This is a genomic window from Kocuria tytonis (assembly GCF_003226895.2).
Classification (GTDB): domain Bacteria; phylum Actinomycetota; class Actinomycetes; order Actinomycetales; family Micrococcaceae; genus Kocuria; species Kocuria tytonis.
Genome location: NZ_PNJG02000003.1, coordinates 60,753 through 81,085, shown reverse-complemented (window position 1 = coordinate 81,085; position 20,333 = coordinate 60,753). Strand labels below are relative to the sequence as shown.

The 20,333-nt window shown below is 72.0% G+C and carries 12 protein-coding genes; 5 read left to right on the top strand and 7 right to left on the bottom strand.

Translation table 11 applies throughout. The features are described 5' to 3' along the window. The first annotated feature begins 289 nt into the window (after positions 1–289). Together C1C97_RS09575 and C1C97_RS09570 are read left to right on the top strand one after the other, a co-directional pair. Positions 290–3,682, top strand: coding sequence for a beta-phosphoglucomutase family hydrolase (locus C1C97_RS09575; RefSeq protein WP_110919490.1), 3,393 nt, complete (start codon positions 290–292; stop codon positions 3,680–3,682). A 34-nt stretch (positions 3,683–3,716) separates the two neighbouring features. Further along, positions 3,717–4,277: a gamma carbonic anhydrase family protein gene (locus C1C97_RS09570; protein WP_121031545.1), complete on the top strand. Its 561-nt coding sequence runs from the start codon at positions 3,717–3,719 to the stop codon at positions 4,275–4,277. Positions 4,278–4,394: 117 nt separating this feature from the next. On the opposite strand, the gene purH is transcribed toward C1C97_RS09570, so the two are convergent. Next, the gene (gene purH / locus C1C97_RS09565; protein ID WP_121031543.1) at positions 4,395–6,005 is read right to left on the bottom strand and encodes a bifunctional phosphoribosylaminoimidazolecarboxamide formyltransferase/IMP cyclohydrolase; all 1,611 of its coding nucleotides are present in this window, start codon (positions 6,003–6,005) and stop codon (positions 4,395–4,397) included. A 233-nt stretch (positions 6,006–6,238) separates the two neighbouring features. Continuing rightward, positions 6,239–6,796, bottom strand: a complete 558-nt coding sequence (gene purN, locus C1C97_RS09560; protein ID WP_110919488.1) for a phosphoribosylglycinamide formyltransferase — start codon at positions 6,794–6,796, stop codon at positions 6,239–6,241. Between the two features lie 80 nt (positions 6,797–6,876). On the opposite strand from purN, the gene C1C97_RS09555 reads away from it, so the two are divergent. Next, entirely contained in the window at positions 6,877–7,476 is a 600-nt protein-coding gene (locus tag C1C97_RS09555; RefSeq protein ID WP_110919487.1) for a hypothetical protein, read from the top strand. Between the two features lie 45 nt (positions 7,477–7,521). Here the strand turns inward: C1C97_RS09555 and C1C97_RS09550 are convergent, their stop codons facing one another. Then, positions 7,522–9,231: a cell division protein PerM gene (locus tag C1C97_RS09550; protein ID WP_233542867.1), complete on the bottom strand. Its 1,710-nt coding sequence runs from the start codon at positions 9,229–9,231 to the stop codon at positions 7,522–7,524. A gap of 242 nt (positions 9,232–9,473) precedes the next feature. Between C1C97_RS09550 and C1C97_RS09545 the strand changes: the two genes are divergently transcribed. Together C1C97_RS09545 and C1C97_RS09540 are read left to right on the top strand one after the other, a co-directional pair. Beyond that, positions 9,474–10,637 carry a glycosyltransferase family 4 protein gene (locus C1C97_RS09545; RefSeq protein ID WP_121031539.1) on the top strand — a complete coding sequence of 388 codons (1,164 nt, stop codon included), beginning with the start codon at positions 9,474–9,476 and terminating at the stop codon, positions 10,635–10,637. Between the two features lie 372 nt (positions 10,638–11,009). Continuing rightward, on the top strand, positions 11,010–11,303 hold the full coding sequence (locus C1C97_RS09540) for a hypothetical protein (protein ID WP_110920532.1): 294 nt from the start codon (positions 11,010–11,012) through the stop codon (positions 11,301–11,303). Positions 11,304–11,522: 219 nt separating this feature from the next. Here C1C97_RS09540 and C1C97_RS09535 read toward each other — a convergent pair whose 3' ends face one another. The 4 genes from C1C97_RS09535 to C1C97_RS09520 form a co-directional block, all read right to left on the bottom strand. After that, positions 11,523–13,109 (bottom strand): GMC family oxidoreductase, encoded by a 1,587-nt coding sequence (locus tag C1C97_RS09535; protein ID WP_121031537.1) that lies wholly within the window; start codon positions 13,107–13,109, stop codon positions 11,523–11,525. 170 nt (positions 13,110–13,279) lie between these two features. Next, complete coding sequence (locus C1C97_RS09530) at positions 13,280–14,773, bottom strand: aldehyde dehydrogenase family protein (protein ID WP_121031535.1); 1,494 nt, start codon at positions 14,771–14,773, stop codon at positions 13,280–13,282. Continuing rightward, complete coding sequence (gene betT, locus C1C97_RS09525) at positions 14,770–16,902, bottom strand: choline BCCT transporter BetT (RefSeq protein ID WP_110920529.1); 2,133 nt, start codon at positions 16,900–16,902, stop codon at positions 14,770–14,772. The genes C1C97_RS09530 and betT overlap by 4 nt, the downstream gene beginning before the upstream one ends. Positions 16,903–17,042: 140 nt before the next feature. After that, entirely contained in the window at positions 17,043–20,162 is a 3,120-nt protein-coding gene (locus tag C1C97_RS09520; protein WP_121031533.1) for a hypothetical protein, read from the bottom strand. Positions 20,163–20,333: the final 171 nt, after the last annotated feature.

The following is a 20,333-nucleotide window of genomic DNA, read 5'->3' as shown; positions in this document are numbered from 1 at the left end:
GGCCCCGATTTGCTGTCCGCCGCATCACAGGGCGTCACGGCCACCCGTCCCCTGCGCCCCCGGGGGCAACGGCACGAGAAGGGTGCCGGCGCGGGAGGCGGCAGCGCCCCGTCGCGCGATGTGGTACCGGGCGCGTGAATGCGGGTAACGTGTGTGCCCGACGCACTCGCGGGAGCACCCGCGCGTGCGCCGTCGAAGCACGGCAGGGCCGCCGTTCTTGCGATGAGAGTGCGGGCACCCGCACCACCCGTTCCAGATCATCGTCCCCCGTGCTAGGAGTTCCCACGCCGTGAACGTTCTTCCCACCGCTCCGTTCACCGCTTCCATGCCCCGCGTCGCGGACGGCCGCGCGCCGTCGAAACCGGTGGACGTGCTGCGCACCCGCCACGCCGCCGTGATCTTCGACATGGACGGGGTGGTCACGGACACCGCGGGTGTCCACGCACGCGCCTGGAAGAAGCTCTTCGACCGCCTGCTCACCGATCCCCGGCTCGAGCCCGCCGAGGCGGGCATCGAGGTGAACCGCTCCCCGTTCGACATGGGCAGCGAGTACCGCACGTACGTGGACGGGCGACGTCGCGAGGACGGCGTGCGCGCGCTGCTCGCCGCGCGCGGTGCCATGCTCCCGGAGGCGGATAACCACACGGACCCGCAGGCCGGCGACTGGACCGTGCAGGGCCAGGCCGCCGCGAAGGACGGGTACTTCCACGAGGAGCTCGCGGTGCACGGGGTGCGCGTGTTCGACGGCACCGTGGCCCTGATCGAACGCCTGCGCGAGGGCGGTGTCCCCGTGGGTCTGGTCACCGCGAGCCGCAACAGCGCCGTGGTGCTCGCCGCCGCAGGCCTGCAGGACGCGTTCGACCGGATCGTGGACGGCAACTGGGCCGCCGAGAACGGCCTGCCGGGCAAGCCCGCACCGGACACCTTCCTGGAGTGCGCCCGGCTGCTGGGCTTGGCACCGCGGCACAGTGTGGTGGTCGAGGACGCCGTGGCCGGCGTGCAGGCGGGCGCCGCCGGCGGCTTCGGTCTCGTGGTGGGCGTCAATCGCGACGGCGCGCGGGAGCGGCTCTACCGCGCCGGCGCCCACGTGGTGCTCAACGACGTGGGCGAGCTGGACCTGGGGGCTCGCAGGGACGACCCCTGGCGGCTCGTGTTCGACGGGTTCGACCCCGCCACGGAATCCCGCCGCGAGGCCCTGCTGACACTGGCCAACGGCTACATGGGGGTGCGCGGCGCCGCGTGCGAGTACCCCGCCAACACCGTCCACTACCCCGGGACGTACCTGGCGGGTGTCTTCAACCGGGTGCTGAGCCACGTCAACGGCCGGGACGTGGAGCACGAGTCCATGGTCAACGTCCCCAACTGGCTGCACCTGGACCTGCGCTTCTCCGAGGGCCACTGGTGGTCCGAGGGCGGCATGGTGCCCTCCGAGGAACGCGTGGAGCTGGACCTGCGCCGCGGGCTGCTGATCCGCACCCTGGTCCTCACGGACGCGGACCCGGACCCCGACTCGGACGAGCCCGTGCGCAGCCTCGAGGTCGAGCAGCGGCGCCTGGTGTCCCTGCGGTACCGCCACGTGGGCGCCCAGGAGACCAGGATCGTCTCCCGCGGCTTCACCGGGCGGCTGCACGTGCGCACCGGCGTGGATCCCGCCGTGACCAACGGCGGGGTGGCGGAGTACCGCGAGCTCAACGCCCACCACCTGGCGCTGCTGGAGTCCACCACGCTGCCGGACGAGCACGAGACGCTGCTCTCGCTGGTGCGCACGTCCCAGTCCAAGATCGAGATAGCGCTGGCCCAGCGCACGTGGATCGAGTCCGAGGACCCCGTCAACGAGCGCCGCGAGGTCCGCCCCGGAGGCATCGAGTTCCGCCGCCACACGGTGCAGATCGCCCCGCAGAAACCGATCCTCGTGGACAGCACCACCGCGGTGGTCACGAGCCGCGACGCCGCGATCGGCTCCCCCCGCGAGGGTGCCCTGGCGGAGCTGAACCGCACGCCGTTCGGTGTGCGCAGGCTGCTGCCCTCGCACGAGGTCGAGTGGGCGCGGCTGTGGGACCGCTACGAGGTCACGCTCGAGTCCACGGAGGACACCCCCGAGCACCTGAGCACGCAGCTCGCGGTGCGCACCCACCTCTTCCACGCCGCCCAGACCCTGGCCCCCCACCTGTCCCTGCGCGACGCCGGTGTCCCCGCCCGCGGTCTGCACGGCGAGGGCTACCGCGGCCACATCTTCTGGGACGAGCTGTTCATCCTGCCCGTCATCAACATGCGCCAGCCCCACGTGACCCGCTCCCTGCTCTCCTACCGGTGGCGGCGCCTGGCCATGGCGCAGCAGCGGGCCCAGGAGATCGGTCTCTACGGGGCGGCGTTCCCATGGCAGTCCGGTTCCGACGGGCGGGAGGAGACCCCGCCCGAGCTGTACAACCACCACTCCCGCCGCTGGCTGCCGGACAACTCCTGGCGGCAGTTCCACGTGGGCCTGGCGATCGCCTACAACGCGTGGGTGTACTACGAGTCCACCGGGGACATCGACTGGCTCTCGGGCCAGGGCGCCGAGCTCATCGTGGGCATCACCCGGCTGTTCGCCTCGCTCGCGGAGTACGACTCCCACGACGGCAGATTCCACATCGCCGGTGTCATGGGCCCCGACGAGTACCACGACGGACCCGCGGGCCAGCACGGCGGCGGTCTGAAGGACAACGCCTACACGAACGTGCTGGCCTCGTGGCTCTTCCGCCACTCCGCGCACATCTTCAACGACATGGTGGAGCACCAGCGAGAGGAGCTCGAGTCCCGGTTCGAGATCTCCCCGCAGGAGGTCCAGTCATGGCTCAACATGGCCACGAACATGTACGTCCCGTTCAACGCGGACGGCACCATCGCGCAGTTCGAGGGCTACGACGACCTCGCCGAGCTGGACTGGGACTTCTACCGCACCAAGTACCGCAACATCGGGCGCCTGGACCTGCTGCTGGAGAACGAGGGCGACCTGACCAACAACTACAAGCTGTCCAAGCAGGCGGACACCATCATGCTGGTCTACCTGCTGGGCCCGGACGGTGTGATCGAGGAGCTCGCCCGCATGGGCTACAGCACGGACCTGGACGCGATCCAGCGCACCGTGGACCACTACATCGCCCGCTCCTCCAACGGCTCGTCCCTGTCCCGCGTGGTCAACGCCGCCGTGCTCGCGTGGCTGGACCCGGACCGCTCATGGGGCTCCTTCCAGGACTCGCTCATGATCGACATGGACGACACCCAGGGCGGGACCACGGGCGAGGGCATCCACCTGGGCGCCATGGCCGGTTCGGTGGACGTGATCACCCGCGCGTACGCGGGGCTGCGGGTCCGCGGTCACTGGCTGGAGTTCCAGCCGGCCCTGCCGCGCGAGCTGGACGCCGTGGACTTCACGGTGCTGTACTACGGCCAGGTCATCGAGGTCTCCCTGGACCACGACATTCTGGAGCTGGAGGGCAGCTCTGTCAGGGCGGATCCCGTGACCATCCACGTGAACGGGGCGGAGTACGTGCTCAAGGGCGGGCAGAAGATCTCGGTGGCCCTGCGCCACCGCGCGTCCCGCCGCCCGGAGAAGGCCATGGCCGCGCTGCGCCGCCGGTTCATCTCCGACGCGGGCCAGGGTCCGTACGCCGTCTCGGACTGGGACCCGGACCAGGCCTGACCCCGGGGTGGCGGGCGCCACTATGCTGTGTCCCATGACACAGCTGCCCGAGACATCCGATTCCGCCCCCGTCCGCGAACCCCTGATCCTGGCATACGGCCAGAACCGCCCGGCCGTGGCGCAGACCGCGTTCGTGGCCCCGAACGCCACCATCGTGGGGGACGTCGCGGTGGGTGCCGGCGCGGGGATCTTCTACGGCGCCGTGGTGCGCGGTGACCGCTCCCCGCTGCGCGTGGGCGCGAACTCCAACCTGCAGGACAACGTCACGGTGCACTCGGAGCCGGAGCACCCCACGACCATCGGCGAGCGCGTGAGCGTGGGCCACGGCGCGGTGATCCACGGCTGCACCCTCGAGGACGACGTCCTGGTGGGCATGAACGCCACCGTGCTCAACGGCGCGGTGGTGGGCAGCGGCAGCCTGGTCGCCGCGGGCGCCGTGGTCCTGGAGGGGACCGTGGTCCCGCCCGGTTCGCTCGTGGCCGGGGTTCCCGGCAAGGTGCGCCGGGAGCTCAACGGCGACGAGCGCCGCGCCGTGAGCCGCAACGCGCAGCACTACATCGCGCTCTCCCGTGAGCACCGCGCGCTGAACTCCTGACGCCCCTCCCCCGGACACCGGTCCCCGGGGATGAGCACAGCGCGGACATCGCGCCACGGCGGCCCGGACCGCGGGAGTCCGGACCGCCGCCGCGTGCGCGGGTGGTGCACCGCGGCGTCAGTGGAAGAAGTGCCGCGCCCCGGTCACGTACATGCTCACGCCCGCCGCCAGCGCGGCCGCGACGACCTCCTCGTCCCGGATGGACCCGCCGGGCTGCACCACGGCGCGGACACCCGCGTCCAGCAGCACCTGCAGACCGTCCGCGAACGGGAAGAACGCGTCCGACGCCGCCACGGCACCGCGGGCGCGCTCGGCACCGTCCTCGGCGAGCGTGTTGGCGCGCTCCACGGACAGCCGGCAGGAGTCCACCCGGTTGACCTGGCCCATGCCGATGCCCACGGAGGCGCCGTCGTGGGCCAGCAGGATGGCGTTGGACTTCACCGCGCGCAGCGAGCGCCACGCGAACTCGAGGTCCGCGAGGGTCTGCTCGTCCGCGGGCGCGCCGGAGACGAGGGTCCAGTTCGCGGGGTCGTCGCCCTCGGCGTCCAGGCGGTCGGCCTGCTGGAACAGTGCGCCCCCGGACACGGCCCGGTACTCGAGCGGATCGCGGCCGAAGCCCTCGGGCAGGGCGAGCAGCCGGATGTTCTTCTTGGCCTGCAGGATCTCCAAGGCCTCGGGGTCGAAGCCCGGTGCCACGACCACCTCGGTGAAGACGGGCTTGAGGTTCCGCGCCAGCTCGGCGGTCACGGTGCGGTTGGCGGCGACCACTCCCCCGTAGGCGGACAGCGGATCGCACGCGTGCGCCTTGCGGTGGGCGTCCGCGATCGGGTCCGCGGCGCCGGGGGTGGCCACGGCCACCCCGCACGGGTTGTTGTGCTTGACCACCGCCACGGCCGGCTGGTCGTAGTCGAAGGCGGCACGCACGGCGGCATCCGCGTCCACGTAGTTGTTGTAGGACATGGCCTTGCCGTGCAGCTGCTCGGCCTGCGCGATCCCCGGGGAGGCGGCGTCGTCCGTGTACAGCGCGGCCTTCTGGTGCGGGTTCTCGCCGTAGCGCAGGGACTCGGCGCGCTGGAGGGCGAGACCGGCGTAGGGCGGCCAGAAACTGGCCTCGGGATCGTGCTCGAACTGCTGGGCGGTCCACGTGGCCACCGCGGTGTCGTACGCGGCGGTGTGGGCGAAGGCGGCCGCCGCGAGCTTCCGGCGGGCGGGGAGGTCGTACCCGCCCTGCTGGGCGGCGCGGACCACGTCGGGGTAGGCCCGCGGGTCCACCACCACCGAGACGGCGGCGTGGTTCTTGGCGGCGGCGCGCACCATGGAGGGCCCGCCGATGTCGATCTGCTCCACGACGTCGTCCTGGCCCGCTCCCGAGCGCACGGTGTCCTGGAACGGGTAGAGGTTCACGACCACCAGGTCGAAGGGCTGGATCTCCAGCTCCGCGAGCTGCTGGAGGTGCTCCGGCCTGCGGCGGTCCGCGAGGATGCCGGCGTGCACCCGCGGGTGCAGGGTCTTGACCCGGCCGTCCAGGCACTCCTGGAACCCGGTGACCTCGGAGACCTCGGTCACGGGCACGCCCGCCGCCCTGATGGTCCGTGCGGTGGAGCCGGTGGAGACGATCGCCACGCCGGCGTCGTGCAGGCCGCGCGCGAGCTCCTCCAGCCCGCTCTTGTCGTAGACGGAGATCAGGGCGCGCTCGATCGGCACACGGTTCAGGTCGGAAGTGTTCACGGACTCTCCAGGAAAACGTGGGGACGTGTGGTCCGGCGCTGCCCGCCCGGGGATCCCCGGGCCCGCCTCGGCGGGCCGGGGAGCGGTGCCCGGAGCCGACACGATCGGCGCCGGGGGTCCCGGGACGACCGCGCACGTTGCCGTGGAGCAGCACCCAGGCCAGTCTACGGCCGGGGCCGCCCACCCGGGCCCGCCGTGTCCCCCGGGGACGCGCGGGGTCCTCCCGCCGCGGCCTACCGGCTCAGGGCCTCGAGGGTGTCCACGAGCAGCTGCCGCTCGGCGGTCTTGATGCGCTCGTGCAGGGTGTCCTCGGTGTCGCCGTCGCGGACCGGGACGGCCACCTGCGCCAGGACGGGTCCCGCGTCCACGTCCGCCACGACCTCGTGCACGGTGGCCCCCGTGATCTTCACCCCGTGGGCGAGGGCGTCCCGCACCGCGTGGGCGCCGGGGAAGGACGGCAGCAGGGAGGGGTGCGTGTTGATGATGCGCCCGGGGAACGCGGCCACGAACCGCGCGTCCACGATCCGCATGAACCCCGCGAGGACCACCCGGTCGGGGCGGTGGGAGGCCACCTCCCGCTCCAGCGCCCGGTTCCACTGCTCCCGGTCCGCGTGCTCGGAGGGGCGCACGACGAACGTGGGGATCCCCGCGGCCTCGGCCCGTTCCAGGCCCGCGCACGGCTTGTCCGCGCCCACGGCCGCGATCTCCACGGGGGCGTCCCCAGTGTGCAGGGCGTCGATCATCGCCTGCAGATTCGTGCCGGAACCGGATACCAGGACCACTGTGCGCATGCGCCCATCGTATCGGTGCCCCGGCGCCGCTCCGCCGGCCCCGTGCGGTGCACCACCGCGGCTCGCCTACAGTGGTGGGCATGCAGGATTCCCGGCGCCCACGCGCACCCCAGGACCCGACACACGGCTCACCGCGCCCCGGCAACCGCCCCGGTCCGGACGCCGGCAGGGTCCGGTTCGCGGCGGCGGGGGCGGGTCTGGCCGTGCTCGCCTCCGCACTCGTGGTCGGGGACGTCCTGGCCACCGCCGTGGGCGTGGCGCTGGCCCTCGCGGGCATCGTCATGGGGATCGTGGCGCTGGTGCGCTCCCGCGGCACGAGCGGGCGCGGGCTGCTCATCGCCTTCGCCGTGATCGCGATCCTCTGGGGGGCGCTCAACGCCCTGGGCGGCGGCAGCCGACTGCTGGTCTGGCCGGCCACGCAGGCCTACCAGGAGTGCACGGACCGGTCCCTCACGCTCTCGTCCTCCCGGCACTGCGAGCAGCAGCTCACCGACAACGTGTGGCACCACTTCTCCGGCACGCCGCTGGAGACCGGCTCGCCCTCCGGCGAGGCGTCCCCCACGGGTTCCGCCTCTCCCACGGGTTCCGCCTCCCCGTCCGGCACGACGACGCCGCAGCCCTCCTCGTCCGCCTCTCCCACGGTCTCACCCGCAGCGGCAAGCCCGACGCCCACGCACTGACCCCGGGCACGCGGATCCGGGAGGCCGCGGAGGAGGGTCGGGTGATCAGCCCTCGTCCTCCCGGTCCAGGACGGTGAGCCGCGCGGCCTTGCGCTTGGCGGACCGCTTCTGCGCCCGACGCCGCTTGGCCTCCTCGCGACGCGAGGAACCGGTCTGCCCCTCCTCCTCCCGGCCCCGTTCCGCGGACTCCGGGTCCCGCGAGCCACGGGACCACGCCGTGGAGCCCCCGCCCGGTGCCGGAGGCGCGCTCGCGACGGCGCGCGCGGGCGTGGCGCCGCGCTGCGGACCCGCCCCCTGCCGGGGACCGGGGGTGACGAGCACGCGGCTGGAACCGGTGGCGGTCCGCTGCCCTGCGGCCGGGGTGGCACCAGCCCCGGTGCTCCCCGACGTCACGCCGCCGCGGAGGGCGGCAGGAACGGGAGCCGGGGTCGCGTCCGTGCGGGCGGCGTCGTCGGCTCTCCGTTCGTCCGCGCCGTCGTCGGGTGCCTCCTCGCCCTGGGCGTCCCACACGCGGGAGCGGTAGCCCTCGCGCTCGAGCCACGGCCCCAGGACGTAGCCCAGTGCCGCACCGACCGCGAGCTCGGCGCCCAGCCAGGGGAAGACCTGCCACGCGTGCGGCCCGATGTCCGTGAGCCGGCCGATGCCCAGGGAACCGTGGGACAGCCACGTCACGAGCGCCACCAGCCCGGAGCCGACCGCTGCGATGAACACCACCGTGAGCAGCGTGGAGAGCAGGAAAGTGAACCAGCGCAGCGGCAACCGGATGGCCATCCAGTCGTCCAGGTGGTTCTCCCCCTCGCGGCAGAACCACCAGCCCGCCAGCAGCCCCGCGAGAACCGGCAGCACCAGGACGCCCGGCGCGAGGGACCACGGGTCCCCGGTGGGCAGGGCGGCGAGCGCCGGGAACTGCGGCAGCGGGCCGAGCGTGCTCGCGAACGGCGAGGTGACGGTGCCCGCGCCCAGGGAGAACCCGGCGCCGGTGGCCCACGCGAGGGCCCACAGGATCATGTTGGGAAGGAACCCCAGCTGCAGCGTGGTCAGGGCGGTGTCCCCGGCCGCGCCCGTCCCGAGGTCCTGGTACACGGTGACGACGCGGTCCCAGTGCCACGCCAGCGTGACCGCGAGCAGCAGCGCTCCGGCGCCGATGGCCGCGACGGCCGCGAGGAACCCGGCGCGGATGACGGCCCACACGTAGGAGCCGGCCCAGCGCGAGTACTGGCTGGTGCGCTGCAGCCAGGAGGCGGCGTCCGCCCCGAGCACGGCCGCCAGGGAGCGCGAGACGCTCCACCCGCCCACGAGGGCACCCAGCCCCGCGGGGACCAGGGCGTGCAGGGCGGCACGCGCTGGGTCCACGGACACCTGGTCCGTGCGGCTGAGCAGCGCCACGAGCGCGGCGAAGAGCCCGTACCCCACCATGCCAGCGAAGAAGGGCAGCAGGAACTGGCCGCGCCAGCAGGCGCGGGCGATCCGCCTCCCGGCGATCACGGCCAGGCCGAACGGGATGAGGGACAGCCCCAGGGGCACCAGTGTGACCGTGCCGCCCCCGTCCAGGCGCAGTCCGGCCACGCTGCCGATCGTGACGGGAGCGCCGTGGGCGAGCAGCCACACCTGGCCCGCCAGGTGGAGGCTGCCACCGGCCCCGAGCGTGGCGAACCCGCCCGCGGCCCACACGGCTCCCAGCAGCACGGCACCGAGCACGAGCCCCACCACGGCCACCACGAGCAGCTCCACGACCCCCTGCAGCGCGAGGGGCATCGGGAGACCGGGCTCGGTGTCTCGCCGGCCGGCGGGGGTGTCGGCGGGGCGCGCGGCCGAGGATCCGCGTGCCCGCCAGCGATCACGTACGCCCGAGACCACGCCGGGCACAGAGGGAAGTTTCATCCCGTTCATCTTTCCACGTCCACCCGGCCGCGGCCCGCACCGCTGTTCGCCCAGACTTCACTGCCGGGTCACGCCGGGGTGACGTTCCCGTGGGGCGGGCACCCCACCCTGGGAGCGTGAGAATCGCATTGGTTGCCGAACAGTTCCTCCCCCACGTCAACGGCGTCACGCACTCGGTGATCCGCGTCCTGGAGTACCTGCGGGACCGGGGTCACGAAGCCATGGTGATCGCCCCCTCCTACGAGAAGACGATGTTCCTGGGCTCCGTGGACCAGGTGGACGGTGTGCGCATCGAGCGCATCCCCTCCCTGCCGCTCGCGGGGTACCCCGAGGTCCGCGTGGCCAGCTGCACGGTGAACCGGATGCAGCGCATCCTCAACCGCTTCGCACCGGACGTGGTGCACGTGGCCTCCCCCTTCATCCTGGGGTGGCAGGCCATCCAGGCCGCCAGTGGCCTGGGGCTGCCCTGCGTGGCCGTGTACCAGACGGATGTCCCCGGCTACGCCGCGCGCTACGGGGCGGGCGTGCTGGAGAAGGGCATGTGGTCCCACGTGCGCGCCATGCACAACACGGCGACCCTCACCCTGGCGCCCTCCACCGCCTCCATCTCCCAGCTGCACGAGCACGGGGTCCGGCGGGTCCGCATGTGGCGCCGTGGGGTGGACACGGAGCGCTTCCGACCCGAGCGCCGCGACCACGCGTGGCGGGAGCGCGTGGGCGGGGGCAGGCGCATCGTGGGGTACGTGGGCCGGCTCGCGCCGGAGAAGCAGGTGGCGGACCTCGTGGTCCTGGACTCCCTGCCGGACACCCGCGTGGTGGTCATCGGCTCGGGCCCCGAGAAGGACGCGCTGCGCGCCCTGCTGCCGAACGCGCACTTCGAGGGCTTCCTCTCGGGCACCGAGCTGGCCACCGCCATGGCCTCGCTGGACGTCTTCGTGCACCCGGGTGAGCACGAGACCTTCTGCCAGACCATCCAGGAGGCCATGGCGTGCGCCGTGCCCGTGGTGGCCGTGGGTCGCGGTGGGCCCCTGGACCTCGTGGACTCCTCCCGCAACGGCTGGCTCTACCGCCCGGGTGACACCGAGTCCCTGCGGGAGCGGGTGCGGGACCTGGTGGGCGACGACGCCAAGCGCCTCGCCTTCGCGCGCACCGCTCACCGGACGGTGCAGCCCCGCACGTGGAGTGCGGTGTGCGACCAGCTGATGGAGCACTACGAACGCGCCGTGCGGGTCAACGCGCGCCTGACCCGGCCGCACCGGACGGACGTGGGGACCCGCTGAGGGACCGCCGGACCACGGAACCCGGCAGGGTTCCCGGTCCCGCGAATGCGGCGCGACAGTCGATGCAGAACCGCAGCTGCGGCCGCTTCACCGCTGCCAGGGGTGTGGCGGGCGGAGTGGGTTCCCCGGCCGATCGGGTTGGTTAAGTTTTGATGACATTCCCAGCCCGCCCCTGGCCCCCCTCCTGGCCGCGTGGTTAGGCTCGAACCAGCTTCACGAGATGTGCCCGCGCGCGGACGGGGTTGTCCGCGCGCGTCCGGAGCTCCAACTCGGTGCACGCCAACCCTCGGTTCAGGGGTGGATTGGATGACGAAGCGGCCGGGTCACACCTGACTCCGGCAAGCAGCCAGCAGAACCCAGAGGCAACGGATCATGAACAGCACAGCACAACGCCCCTCAGCCACCGAGGCCACCACGGACACCCGCGAGCAGTGGGTGGACGTCACCGTGCGCGCGGACACCGCGCACCACCTGGTGTCCCTCACCGATGCGACCGGCCAGGAGCGGACCTTCGTCACGGCCGACGTCCGGGAACTCGCGCTCGCCAGCCAGCACGCCCGCGGGCGCGGCCAGTGGTGCGCCAAGTACCGCCGGTTGCTGGTTCCCGGCGCCTCGCTCGTGACCGGCGGCATGTCCTTCTTCAAGCTGGAGCCGACCGCCGCCTGAGCCGCCCGCCACCGCCTGCGGCAGCCGCAGTCGTCGAAGGCCCGGTGCTCGTGTGAACCACACGAGCACCCGGCCTTCGTCCTGACCGACACCGGCCGTCGGCCCGGGAACGGCGCGGGTCCGGGACCCGCCACAGGTCAGCACACCACCGGTCAGGGAATCACCGGTCAGTACATGGCCGGGGGCGTCCCACGCGGACCACCCCCGACGGCCGCGTCGTCAGCCGGCGGTGGAGGCGCCGTTCTGGGCGATCAGCTCGGCGGCGCGCTCACCGATCATGTACACCGTGATGTTCGGGTTCACCGTGACGAGTTCGGGCATGACCGAGGCGTCGGCCACCCGCAGTCCGCCGACGCCCTTGACCCGCAGCTGGGAGTCCAGGGGCGAGTCCGCGTCCTCCACCGGGCCCATGCGGCACGAGCCCGCCGGGTGGTACACGGTGTTGTGGGTGCGGCGGATGTAGTCCGCGATCTCCTCGTCGCTCTGCACGCCCTCACCCGGGAACAGCTCCTTCCCGGCCCACTCGGACATGCCCGGCTGCGCCACGATCTCGCGCGCCCGGCGGATGCCCGCGGTCATGATCCGCATGTCGTAGCCCTCGGGATCCGTGAAGTAGCGGGGATCCACGCGGGGCTTGTCCCGGTAGTCGCGGGTGCGCAGCCGCACGGTGCCGCGGGAGCGGGCGTGCGTGACGTTCGGCGTCAGGCAGAACGCGTTGTCCGCCGTGGGGTAGCCCTGACGGTAGGTGTGCATGTCGAAGTTCACGCTGCCGTAGTGCATCATCAGGTCCGGGCGGTCCAGACCCTCGTCCACCTGGTCGAACACGCCGATCTCCCACCACTGGGTGGAGTCCTCCACCATGGGCTTCTTCGCCTCCCACTGGATCACCGCCTCCGGGTGGTCCTGCAGGTGGGAGCCCACGCCCGGGGAGTCCACGAGCACGTCCACACCCACCTCCTCGAGGTGCTCGGCGGGGCCGATCCCGGAGAGCATGAGCAGCTTGGGGGTGTCGATGGCGCCGGCGGAGACGACCACCTCCCGGCGTGCGGAGATCACGTGCGCCCTGCCGAACGCGTTGTCGGTGACCTCCACGCCGGTGGCGCGCAGGTTCTCGTCGAAGAGCACCCGCTTCACCTGGGTGCCGGTGAGGATCGTGAGGTTCTCCCGGTCCTGCGCGGGGTGCAGGTAGCTCACGGACGAGGACGAGCGCGTGCCGTCCTCCCGGGCGCTGATCTGGAAGAAGCTCGCGCCCTGCGTCACGGTCTTGCCCGTGTTGAAGTCCGCGTGCGGGATCCCGGCCTGCTCGGCGGCCTCCAGCAGGGCCACTCCGCTCGGGTCCGCCGGGGGCACGTTGCGCAGCCGCACGGGGCCGTCGTGGCCGTGGTGGGCCCCGGGGTCCTCGTTGTTCTCCAGCTTCTGGTACAGCCGGAACGCGAGCTCCGAGTTCCAGCCCTCCAGTCCGTACTTGGACTCCCACTCGTCCAGGTCCTCGGACGGGGCCCAGAACGCGATGCACGAGTTGTGGGACGAGCAGCCGCCCAGCACCTTGGCGCGGGCCATGCGCATGAAGGAGTTGCCGTTCTCCTGCTCCTCCAGCGGGTAGTCCCAGTCGTGGCCGGACTCCAGCAGCTCCATCCAGCGGTTGAGCTGCAGCACCTCGGGGTACCCGGCGTCGTGGTCGCCGGCCTCCAGCAGGGCCACGGACACGTCCGGGTCCTCGCTCAGCCGCGCGGCGACGACCGCTCCCGCGGATCCGGCGCCCACGACCACGTAGTCGTACTCGGCAATGGTGTTCTTCTCAGTCATGTGTTCTCCCTTCGATGGGTGCCCGACGCCGCGGTGCGGGACCGCGGCGTCGGTGCCGTGAGGTGTTCCAGTGCGCGCAACCGTCTGGCGGGCGGGTCAGCGCGCAACGGTTCCGTGCGGGCACGCCGGTGCCGCGGCGGCGTCGTGCTCCGGTCGGACCCGCGGTGTGCTCAGTGCTGCGCGAACCACCCGGTGACGGCGGGCCGGATGTTCTGGTAGACGTGCTTGGTCTCCTGGTACTCGCCCAGCCCGTCGTGGCCGAGCTCACGGCCCACGCCGGACTGCTTCATGCCGCCCCACTCCGCCTGGGGCAGGTAGGGGTGGAAGTCGTTGATCCACACGGTGCCGTGGCGCAGCTTCCCGGCCACGCGCTGGGACTTCCCGGCATCCTGGGTCCACACCGCACCGGCCAGGCCGTAGTGGGTGTCGTTGGCGATCGCCACGGCCTCCTCCTCGGTCCGGAAGGTCTCAACGGTCACGGTGGGCCCGAAGGCCTCGTCGTGCACGCAGTCCATGTCCGGGGTGCACTGGTCGATCACCGTGGGCAGGTAGTAGAAGCCGTCCTCCAGCTGCAGGGTGCCGTCCGCGGAGGAACCCTCCGCGAAGCGGCCACCGCAGCGGATCCGGGCGCCCTGCTCCCGGGCGTGCTCCACGTAGGCGTGCACCTTGTCCCGGTGGGCCCCGGAGATCAGCGCGCCGGTCTCGGCCTGCTCGTCGAACGGGCCGCCCAGCAGGATGCCCTCGGCGCGCGCGGCGAGGTCGCTCACGAACTGCTCGGCGATGGACTCCTCGACCACCAGGCGGGCGCCGGCGGAGCAGACCTGCCCCGAGTGCACGAACGCCGCGTTCAGGGCGTTGTCCAGGGCGGCGTCGTAGTCCGCGTCCGCGAAGACCACGTTGGGGTTCTTCCCGCCCAGCTCCAGGGCCACCTTCTTGACGGTGGCCGCGGCCTCGCGGGCGATCACGCGGCCCGTGACGAGACCGCCGGTGAAGGACACGAGGTCCACGCGGGGGTCCGAGGACAGCGGCGCGCCGGCCTCGGCGCCCGCGCCCAGCACGAGGTTGGCCACGCCCGCGGGCAGCTCGAGCTCCTCGAGCACCTGCATCATGAGAATGGCGGTGTGCGGGGTGAGCTCGGCGGGCTTGAGCACGAAGGTGTTGCCCGCGGCCAGCGCCGGGGCGATCTTCCACGCGGCCTGCAGCAGCGGGTAGTTCCACGGGGTGATGAGCCCGCACACACCCACGGGCTCGTGGACCACTCGGCTGACCACGTCCGGGTCACCGGCATCGACGACGCGGCCGGCGTCGTCCGCGGCGATCTTTCCGAAGTGGTCGAAGCAGTTCGCGATGTCCGACATGTCCTGGCGGGACTCGTCGATGCGCTTGCCGGTGTCGAGGGACTCGGCGCGGGCGAACTCCTCGGCGCGCTCGCGCAGCCGGGCGGCCACGCGCAGCAGGAACTGCCCGCGCTCGGGGGCGGGCACGCCGGACCAGCGGCCGTCGTCGAAGGCCACGCGGGCCGCGGCGATGGCGCGCTCCGTGTCCTCGGCCGTCGCCTCGGCGACCACGGCCACCTCGGCGCCGTCCGCCGGGCACGTGATGGTGCGGGTGCCGCCCTGCAGGGCGGGGACCCATCGGCCGTCGATGTACAGGGTGCTGCTCATGCGTTGTCCTCCTTGGCGGGCGCGGTCTCCAGCTCGGACGTGGGCAGTCCGATCTGGGTGCTCCCGGGATGATCGTGGTTGAGTCGGATGAATTCCAGGTGACGCTCGTAGCAGTCGAGCGCGTCGTTGATGAGCTGCTCGGACGTGTACCCCAGGACGTCGTAGCCCAGGGACCCGGTGGCGGTGAAGACCTCCAGGCGGAAGTACTGGTCCGAGTCCGGATTGGTGCGGAACCCGCCGAAGCCGGGGGTGGGAAAGGCCACCGGGTACACGCGGTACACGAAGTCGCGCTCCGGCGCGAGGTCCACGAGCAGGCACGTCTGGTCCACCGCGGGGTGCTCCTCCGCCGGGGATCTGTCCACCGTGACGCTCACCCCCGTTCCGCGGATCTCCTCGGCGAGCGTGGTCAGGGCGGGCACGGCGACGTCGTCCACGTAGCGCTGGGCGGCACGGGGACCGGGGTAGCTGCCCAGCCGGGAGAGCCGGGAGCGCCAGTGGGTGTCCCGCCCGGTGCGCCCGGCCACCGCGGAACGGCTGGCCACGGCGCCCGACGCCGCGGTGCTGACCTCCACGCGCAGCGCCCGCCACAGCCCCACCATGATGAGGTACATCACCACCGAGAACGGCAGGCCCATGATGAGCGTGGCGTTCTGCAGGGTGCTCACCCCGCCCACCAGGAGCATGGCGAGGGTCAGCACGCCGGTGCTCACGGCCCAGAACACGCGCAGCCACTTGGGCCCGTCCTGGTTGGGGTCGTCGATCCTGGAGGTGAAGTTGCTCATCACGAGCGCACCGGAGTCCGCGGACGTCACGTAGAACAGCAGGCCCGTGAACGTGGCGATCGAGGCAGCCACGGTGGCACCGGGGTACTGCTCCAGCAGGGAGTAGAAGGCCCGCTCGGGGGTGTTCATGGCCACCTCGCCGAACGCGGTGTTGCCGCTCACCACGAGGTCCAGTGCGGAGTTCCCGAAGATCGAGATCCACAGCAGGATGAAGGCGAACGGGACCGTCATGGTGCCCACCACGAACTGGCGCAGCGTGCGTCCGCGGGAGATCCGGGCCAGGAAGAGACCCACGAAGGGCGCCCAGGCGATCCACCAGGCCCAGAAGAACAGGGTCCAGGCGCTCATCCACTCCTGCGGGGCCTCGAACGCGAAGGTGTTCAGGGTCATCCCCGGGAAGCGGGACACGAAGTCCCCGATGTTCATCACGATCGAGTCCAGCAGGAACGCCGTGCGCCCGGCCACCAGCACGTACAGCATGAGCCCGATGGCCAGGACGATGTTCAGCTCGGAGAGCCTGCGGATGCCCTTGTCCACGCCGGACACGCACGAGACCACGGCCATGCCCACGCCCACCGCGATCAGCGCGGACTGCACGGCGAGGTTCTCGGGCACGCCGAAGAGGGACTTCAGCCCGTAGTTCAGCTGCACCACGCCGATGCCCAGGGAGGTGGCCACGCCGAACACGGTGCCGAGCAGCGCGGCGGTGTCCACGGCGTCCCCGGCAACCCCGTGGATGCGCTTGCCCAGCAGGGGGTACAGCGCGGAGCGGATGCTCAGGGGCATCCCGAAGCGGTAGGCGAAGTACCCGAAGGCCATGCCCATCAGGGCGTACATGGCCCAGCCGGTGATCCCATAGTGGAACAGCGTCCACACGAGCGCCTGGCGCGCGGCCTCCAGGTTCTGCCCGTCGCCCGTGGGCGGGGCCAGGTACTGGCTGACCGGTTCGGAGACCGAGAAGAACATCAGGTCCACGCCGATGCCGGCCGCGAAGAGCATGGCGGTCCAGGTGAACATGTTGAACTGCGGCCGGGCGTGGTCCGGGCCCATCCGCACCGTTCCCCCGCGGCTCGCGGCCACCGTGATCACGAACACGATCACGAGCGTGGCGGTGAGGATGTAGAACCACCCCAGCTGGGACGCCACCCATCCCACGACGCCGCCGATCACGGCATCCGCCTGGGCCGGAGCCGCGATGGCCCACGCGGAGAGCCCCACGATCACGGCGGCGGCGGCGATCAGGACCCGCCAGTTCACGGGCAGCTTCGTGGGCGCGGCGGGTGCCTCCGCCGCGCCGTCGGCGGTCGATCCGGCATGTTCCGGCTGGGTGGTCGGTGCAGCACTCATGGGGCGTTCGCATGTCTGGGCCGGACGCGGGCGACCCGGGGTCGAGACGTCGTGTTACCGCACGGTAATCTTCGGCGGTGCCTCCCACTGTAGGGGAAGCCTCCGGCGAGGGCACCCCGAGGGGCCCCCACCGGAAGGTGCTATCCCAGGAGCTTGGCCACGAGGGCGCGGGCGAACTCCTCGTCCACGTCCCCGTAGTTCAGGGAGAAGTCCTCGTCCACGAGGGTGGGCAGCAGTCCCGAGCACAGCACCGCGGCACGCGCGTACAGCCCGGGCAGCGCCGCGCCGATGGGCACGGAGAGCAGGCGCAGCTCGGGGTCGTGGCTCACCAGAGCCGTGCCCGAGTCCCGTGCGGCCAGGTGTTTGCCCAGACCGGAGGACACCGGACGGGCGTGGCCGGAGCCCACGTCCTCGGCCGTGCGGTACGCGTAGCGCGTCTTGTGGTGGTGGTTGATCCGGTACAGCCCCGGCTGGTTGCGGTCCTCCGTGGCCTCCCACGTGGCGTCCGCGGGAACGAACTTCTCCGCCACGCCGTTGTACTGCATCTCCCGCAGCGGCAGTCCTGCCACCACGGAGGACAGCGGGGGCAGGGTGTCCAACATCACGGGCCCGGCGTCGTACACCACGTCGCACATGCCCTCGGGCAGGGACCGGCTCAGGGCCTCGAGGTCCACGTCCTGCAGCATGGTGGTGGCGTGGTCCTCGGGCGAGAGCACCACGGCCTCACCGCCCTGCGCGGCGGCGGCGCGGGTGACGGCGTCCTCCTGCTCGGACTTCCAGCCGCCCGTGAGCAGCACCGAGCCGTCCACGAGCTGGGTGAGGGCGGGCGAGCACACCTGCCAGCGGCGCACCGTCCAGTTCTCGTCCCGGATGGTCTCCAGGAAGCCGAGGGCCTGCAGGTGGCCCACGAACCACTCCTCGAAGCGCTCGGAGTCCTCCAGCTGGCGTGCCACGACCGACAGGCTCGAACGCTTGCCCCCGCCCAGGAACGTGAGCATGTCCTTGAACGGCGCCCAGGACCGCGGGTACTCGCCCTCGTCCGGCCCGATGAACTGCAGCGCCTCCACGGAGCCGGTCTGTCCCACCGCGGAGAGCTTGGTGAGCCTGCCGGGGTAGCGCTTGGTGAGACCGCAGAACTTGCAGCGCCCGAACACCCACGGCGCCCGGGCCTTGGGGTCCATGGGCGGCAGGACCACCTTGTGCCTGCCGGTCACCATGCAGGAGACGTCCGGGGCCTCCGGGAGCTCGTTGCTGCGTTCCGGGAACATCTGCCCCTCGGCGGACTCCCAGCCGGCGACGTCGGGGACCGCCACGTCGGCCGCGTCGAACTCGTGGCCGGACATGTTGTCGAACGAGCCCTGCACGTACTGCTCGGGGATCTCGTCCCGGGTGACCGCGGTGACGGGCCACAGGGTCTCCTCGGCCATGTGCACCATCTCGCCCTCGTAGCCCAGCGAGCGCTGGGTGATGTAGTACGAGCTGTCCCGCACCCGGAACTCCAGGCGCTGCTTGACCGTGCGCCCGGAGCGCAGCACCAGGGTGTAGTCGTTCGGCTTGAGGTGGCCGTCCCCGTGGGCCAGCTCCGTGGTGCCCAGGCTCACCTGGAACGGGGGCACGCGCGGGGCGGTCAGCTTGGTGCTCATGAGCTTGAACGAGTGGGGGTTGCGCCACTCGCACTCCACGGAGAGCGGGTCGTCGCTGTCGGAGGTCACGGTGAGCTGCGGCGGGCGCAGCGCGGAGAAGCGCTCCACGTCCCCGGGGATCCGCAGCCCGCCGGACAGCGTCATGGCGGGCACGAGCCGGGGCACGAGCGCGGAGAAGTTGTCGTTCACGGTCAGTGCGGGGTCCCCGGCGCGCAGCACCTGGACGTCGTCGAAGAGCACCCAGCCCTCGGCAACGCCGTTCTCACCGGCGCCCACCACGCGGTAGTCCGGCGAGGCGGAGTCGTCCAGGACGGCGCGCACCTGGTCCACCCACTCCGGCTGGTCGCGGACCATGATGCGGCACGGCCAGGCCGTGGGCACGTGGTCCACGGAGAGGAACGTGTCCGAGTACGCGTCCTTCGCGAACACCACCACGGGGCGGGGGTTGCGCGTGAGCGTGAGCTCCCCCGCCGTGACGGTGAGCTGCCCGGAGAGCAGGGTGTCGCTGGTCATCCGCGCGCTGTAGGCGGAGATCCCCAGGAAGGCGTCCCCGATGTAGTTCAGGAACATGGTGCGCGGTCCGGCCGTGGTGGTCAGGTCCACCTCACGGCCCGGGACGAGCCGCTTGGGCACCACGAACCCCAGCTCGTACACGGGGTTGCCCACGTAGTCGGTGCCGTCCGTGAGCGAGAGCCCGGGACTGCGGGAGCCGAGGTGGCGCGAGCCCCGGGTGGGTGCCGCGGCGTCGTCGTCCGGGGTGGACTCCCAGGCGTCCAGCTGGGCGAGCGCGACCTGCAGCGCGGGATCCCGTGTCAGCGGGTTGGACCAGATGTTGCGCATGGACTTGGAGACGTCCGTGTCCGCGATGTCCAGCCAGAAGTCGATGTAGATCCCGAGCTCCTGCGCGCTCATGCCCTGCGCGGTGGTCAGTTCCAGGTCCTCGAACATCTGGTGCAGCTGGCGCAGCTCGGACGGGCCGAAGACGGTCTGGGACAGCGCGAGACCCACCGGCCGGTGGTTGACGGCGTACGCGGAGGGCAGCCCGAACTGACCGTCGAACGCCTCGAGCCAGTAGCGCAGGGCGTCCCAGTAGGTCTCCGTGTCCTTGCGCACCGAGGCCTCCAGGGCCTTGGCGTTCTCCTGGCCCGCCTGCAGCAGCACCGTCAGCGGCAGGTAGAACGCGGAGACGGACTTCTTGCCCGTGCGCGCGGCGAGCGCGGACATGTGCCGCCCGGCCAGGGACAACAGTGCCAGCAGCGCCACGACGGGCGGCGGGCCGATCCTCGTGAGGTCCTCGAGCTGGCGCCGGGACATCCGGTACCAGACCTCGGTGAGCTTGTTGAAGGCGTCGAACATCGAGCGGCGGGAGCCGTCCGTGACGAGCAGCGGGGTCACGGAGTCCGCGAGCGCCCGCAGCGTGGCCGGGGCGTCCAGCCCGAACTCGGAGCCGATCTGCTCGAGCATCTTCTCGTCCAGGTCCAGGTGGACCAGCTCCCCCGCCACGCGGGGGCCGAAGAACGCCCGCGCCACGGCGTCGTTCCAGCGCAGGTAGTCGACTTCCTGCGGCCCGGATGCAATCGCGTGGTCTCCCGTGTGGAAACCGGCAGCGTCAGCCACAAATCCTCCGTCTGCGCCGTGGGGCGCTCTCAGTCGTCACAGTCCCTGTCGAGTATAAGGACCCGGGCCGGGCCTTCCCACGGGCCACCGGCGGGTCCCGCGGCCCACGATGCCGCCGCCGTGCGTGCGCGCCGGAGGGCACCTGCCCATGTCCGCGCCGGGCGGTACGGT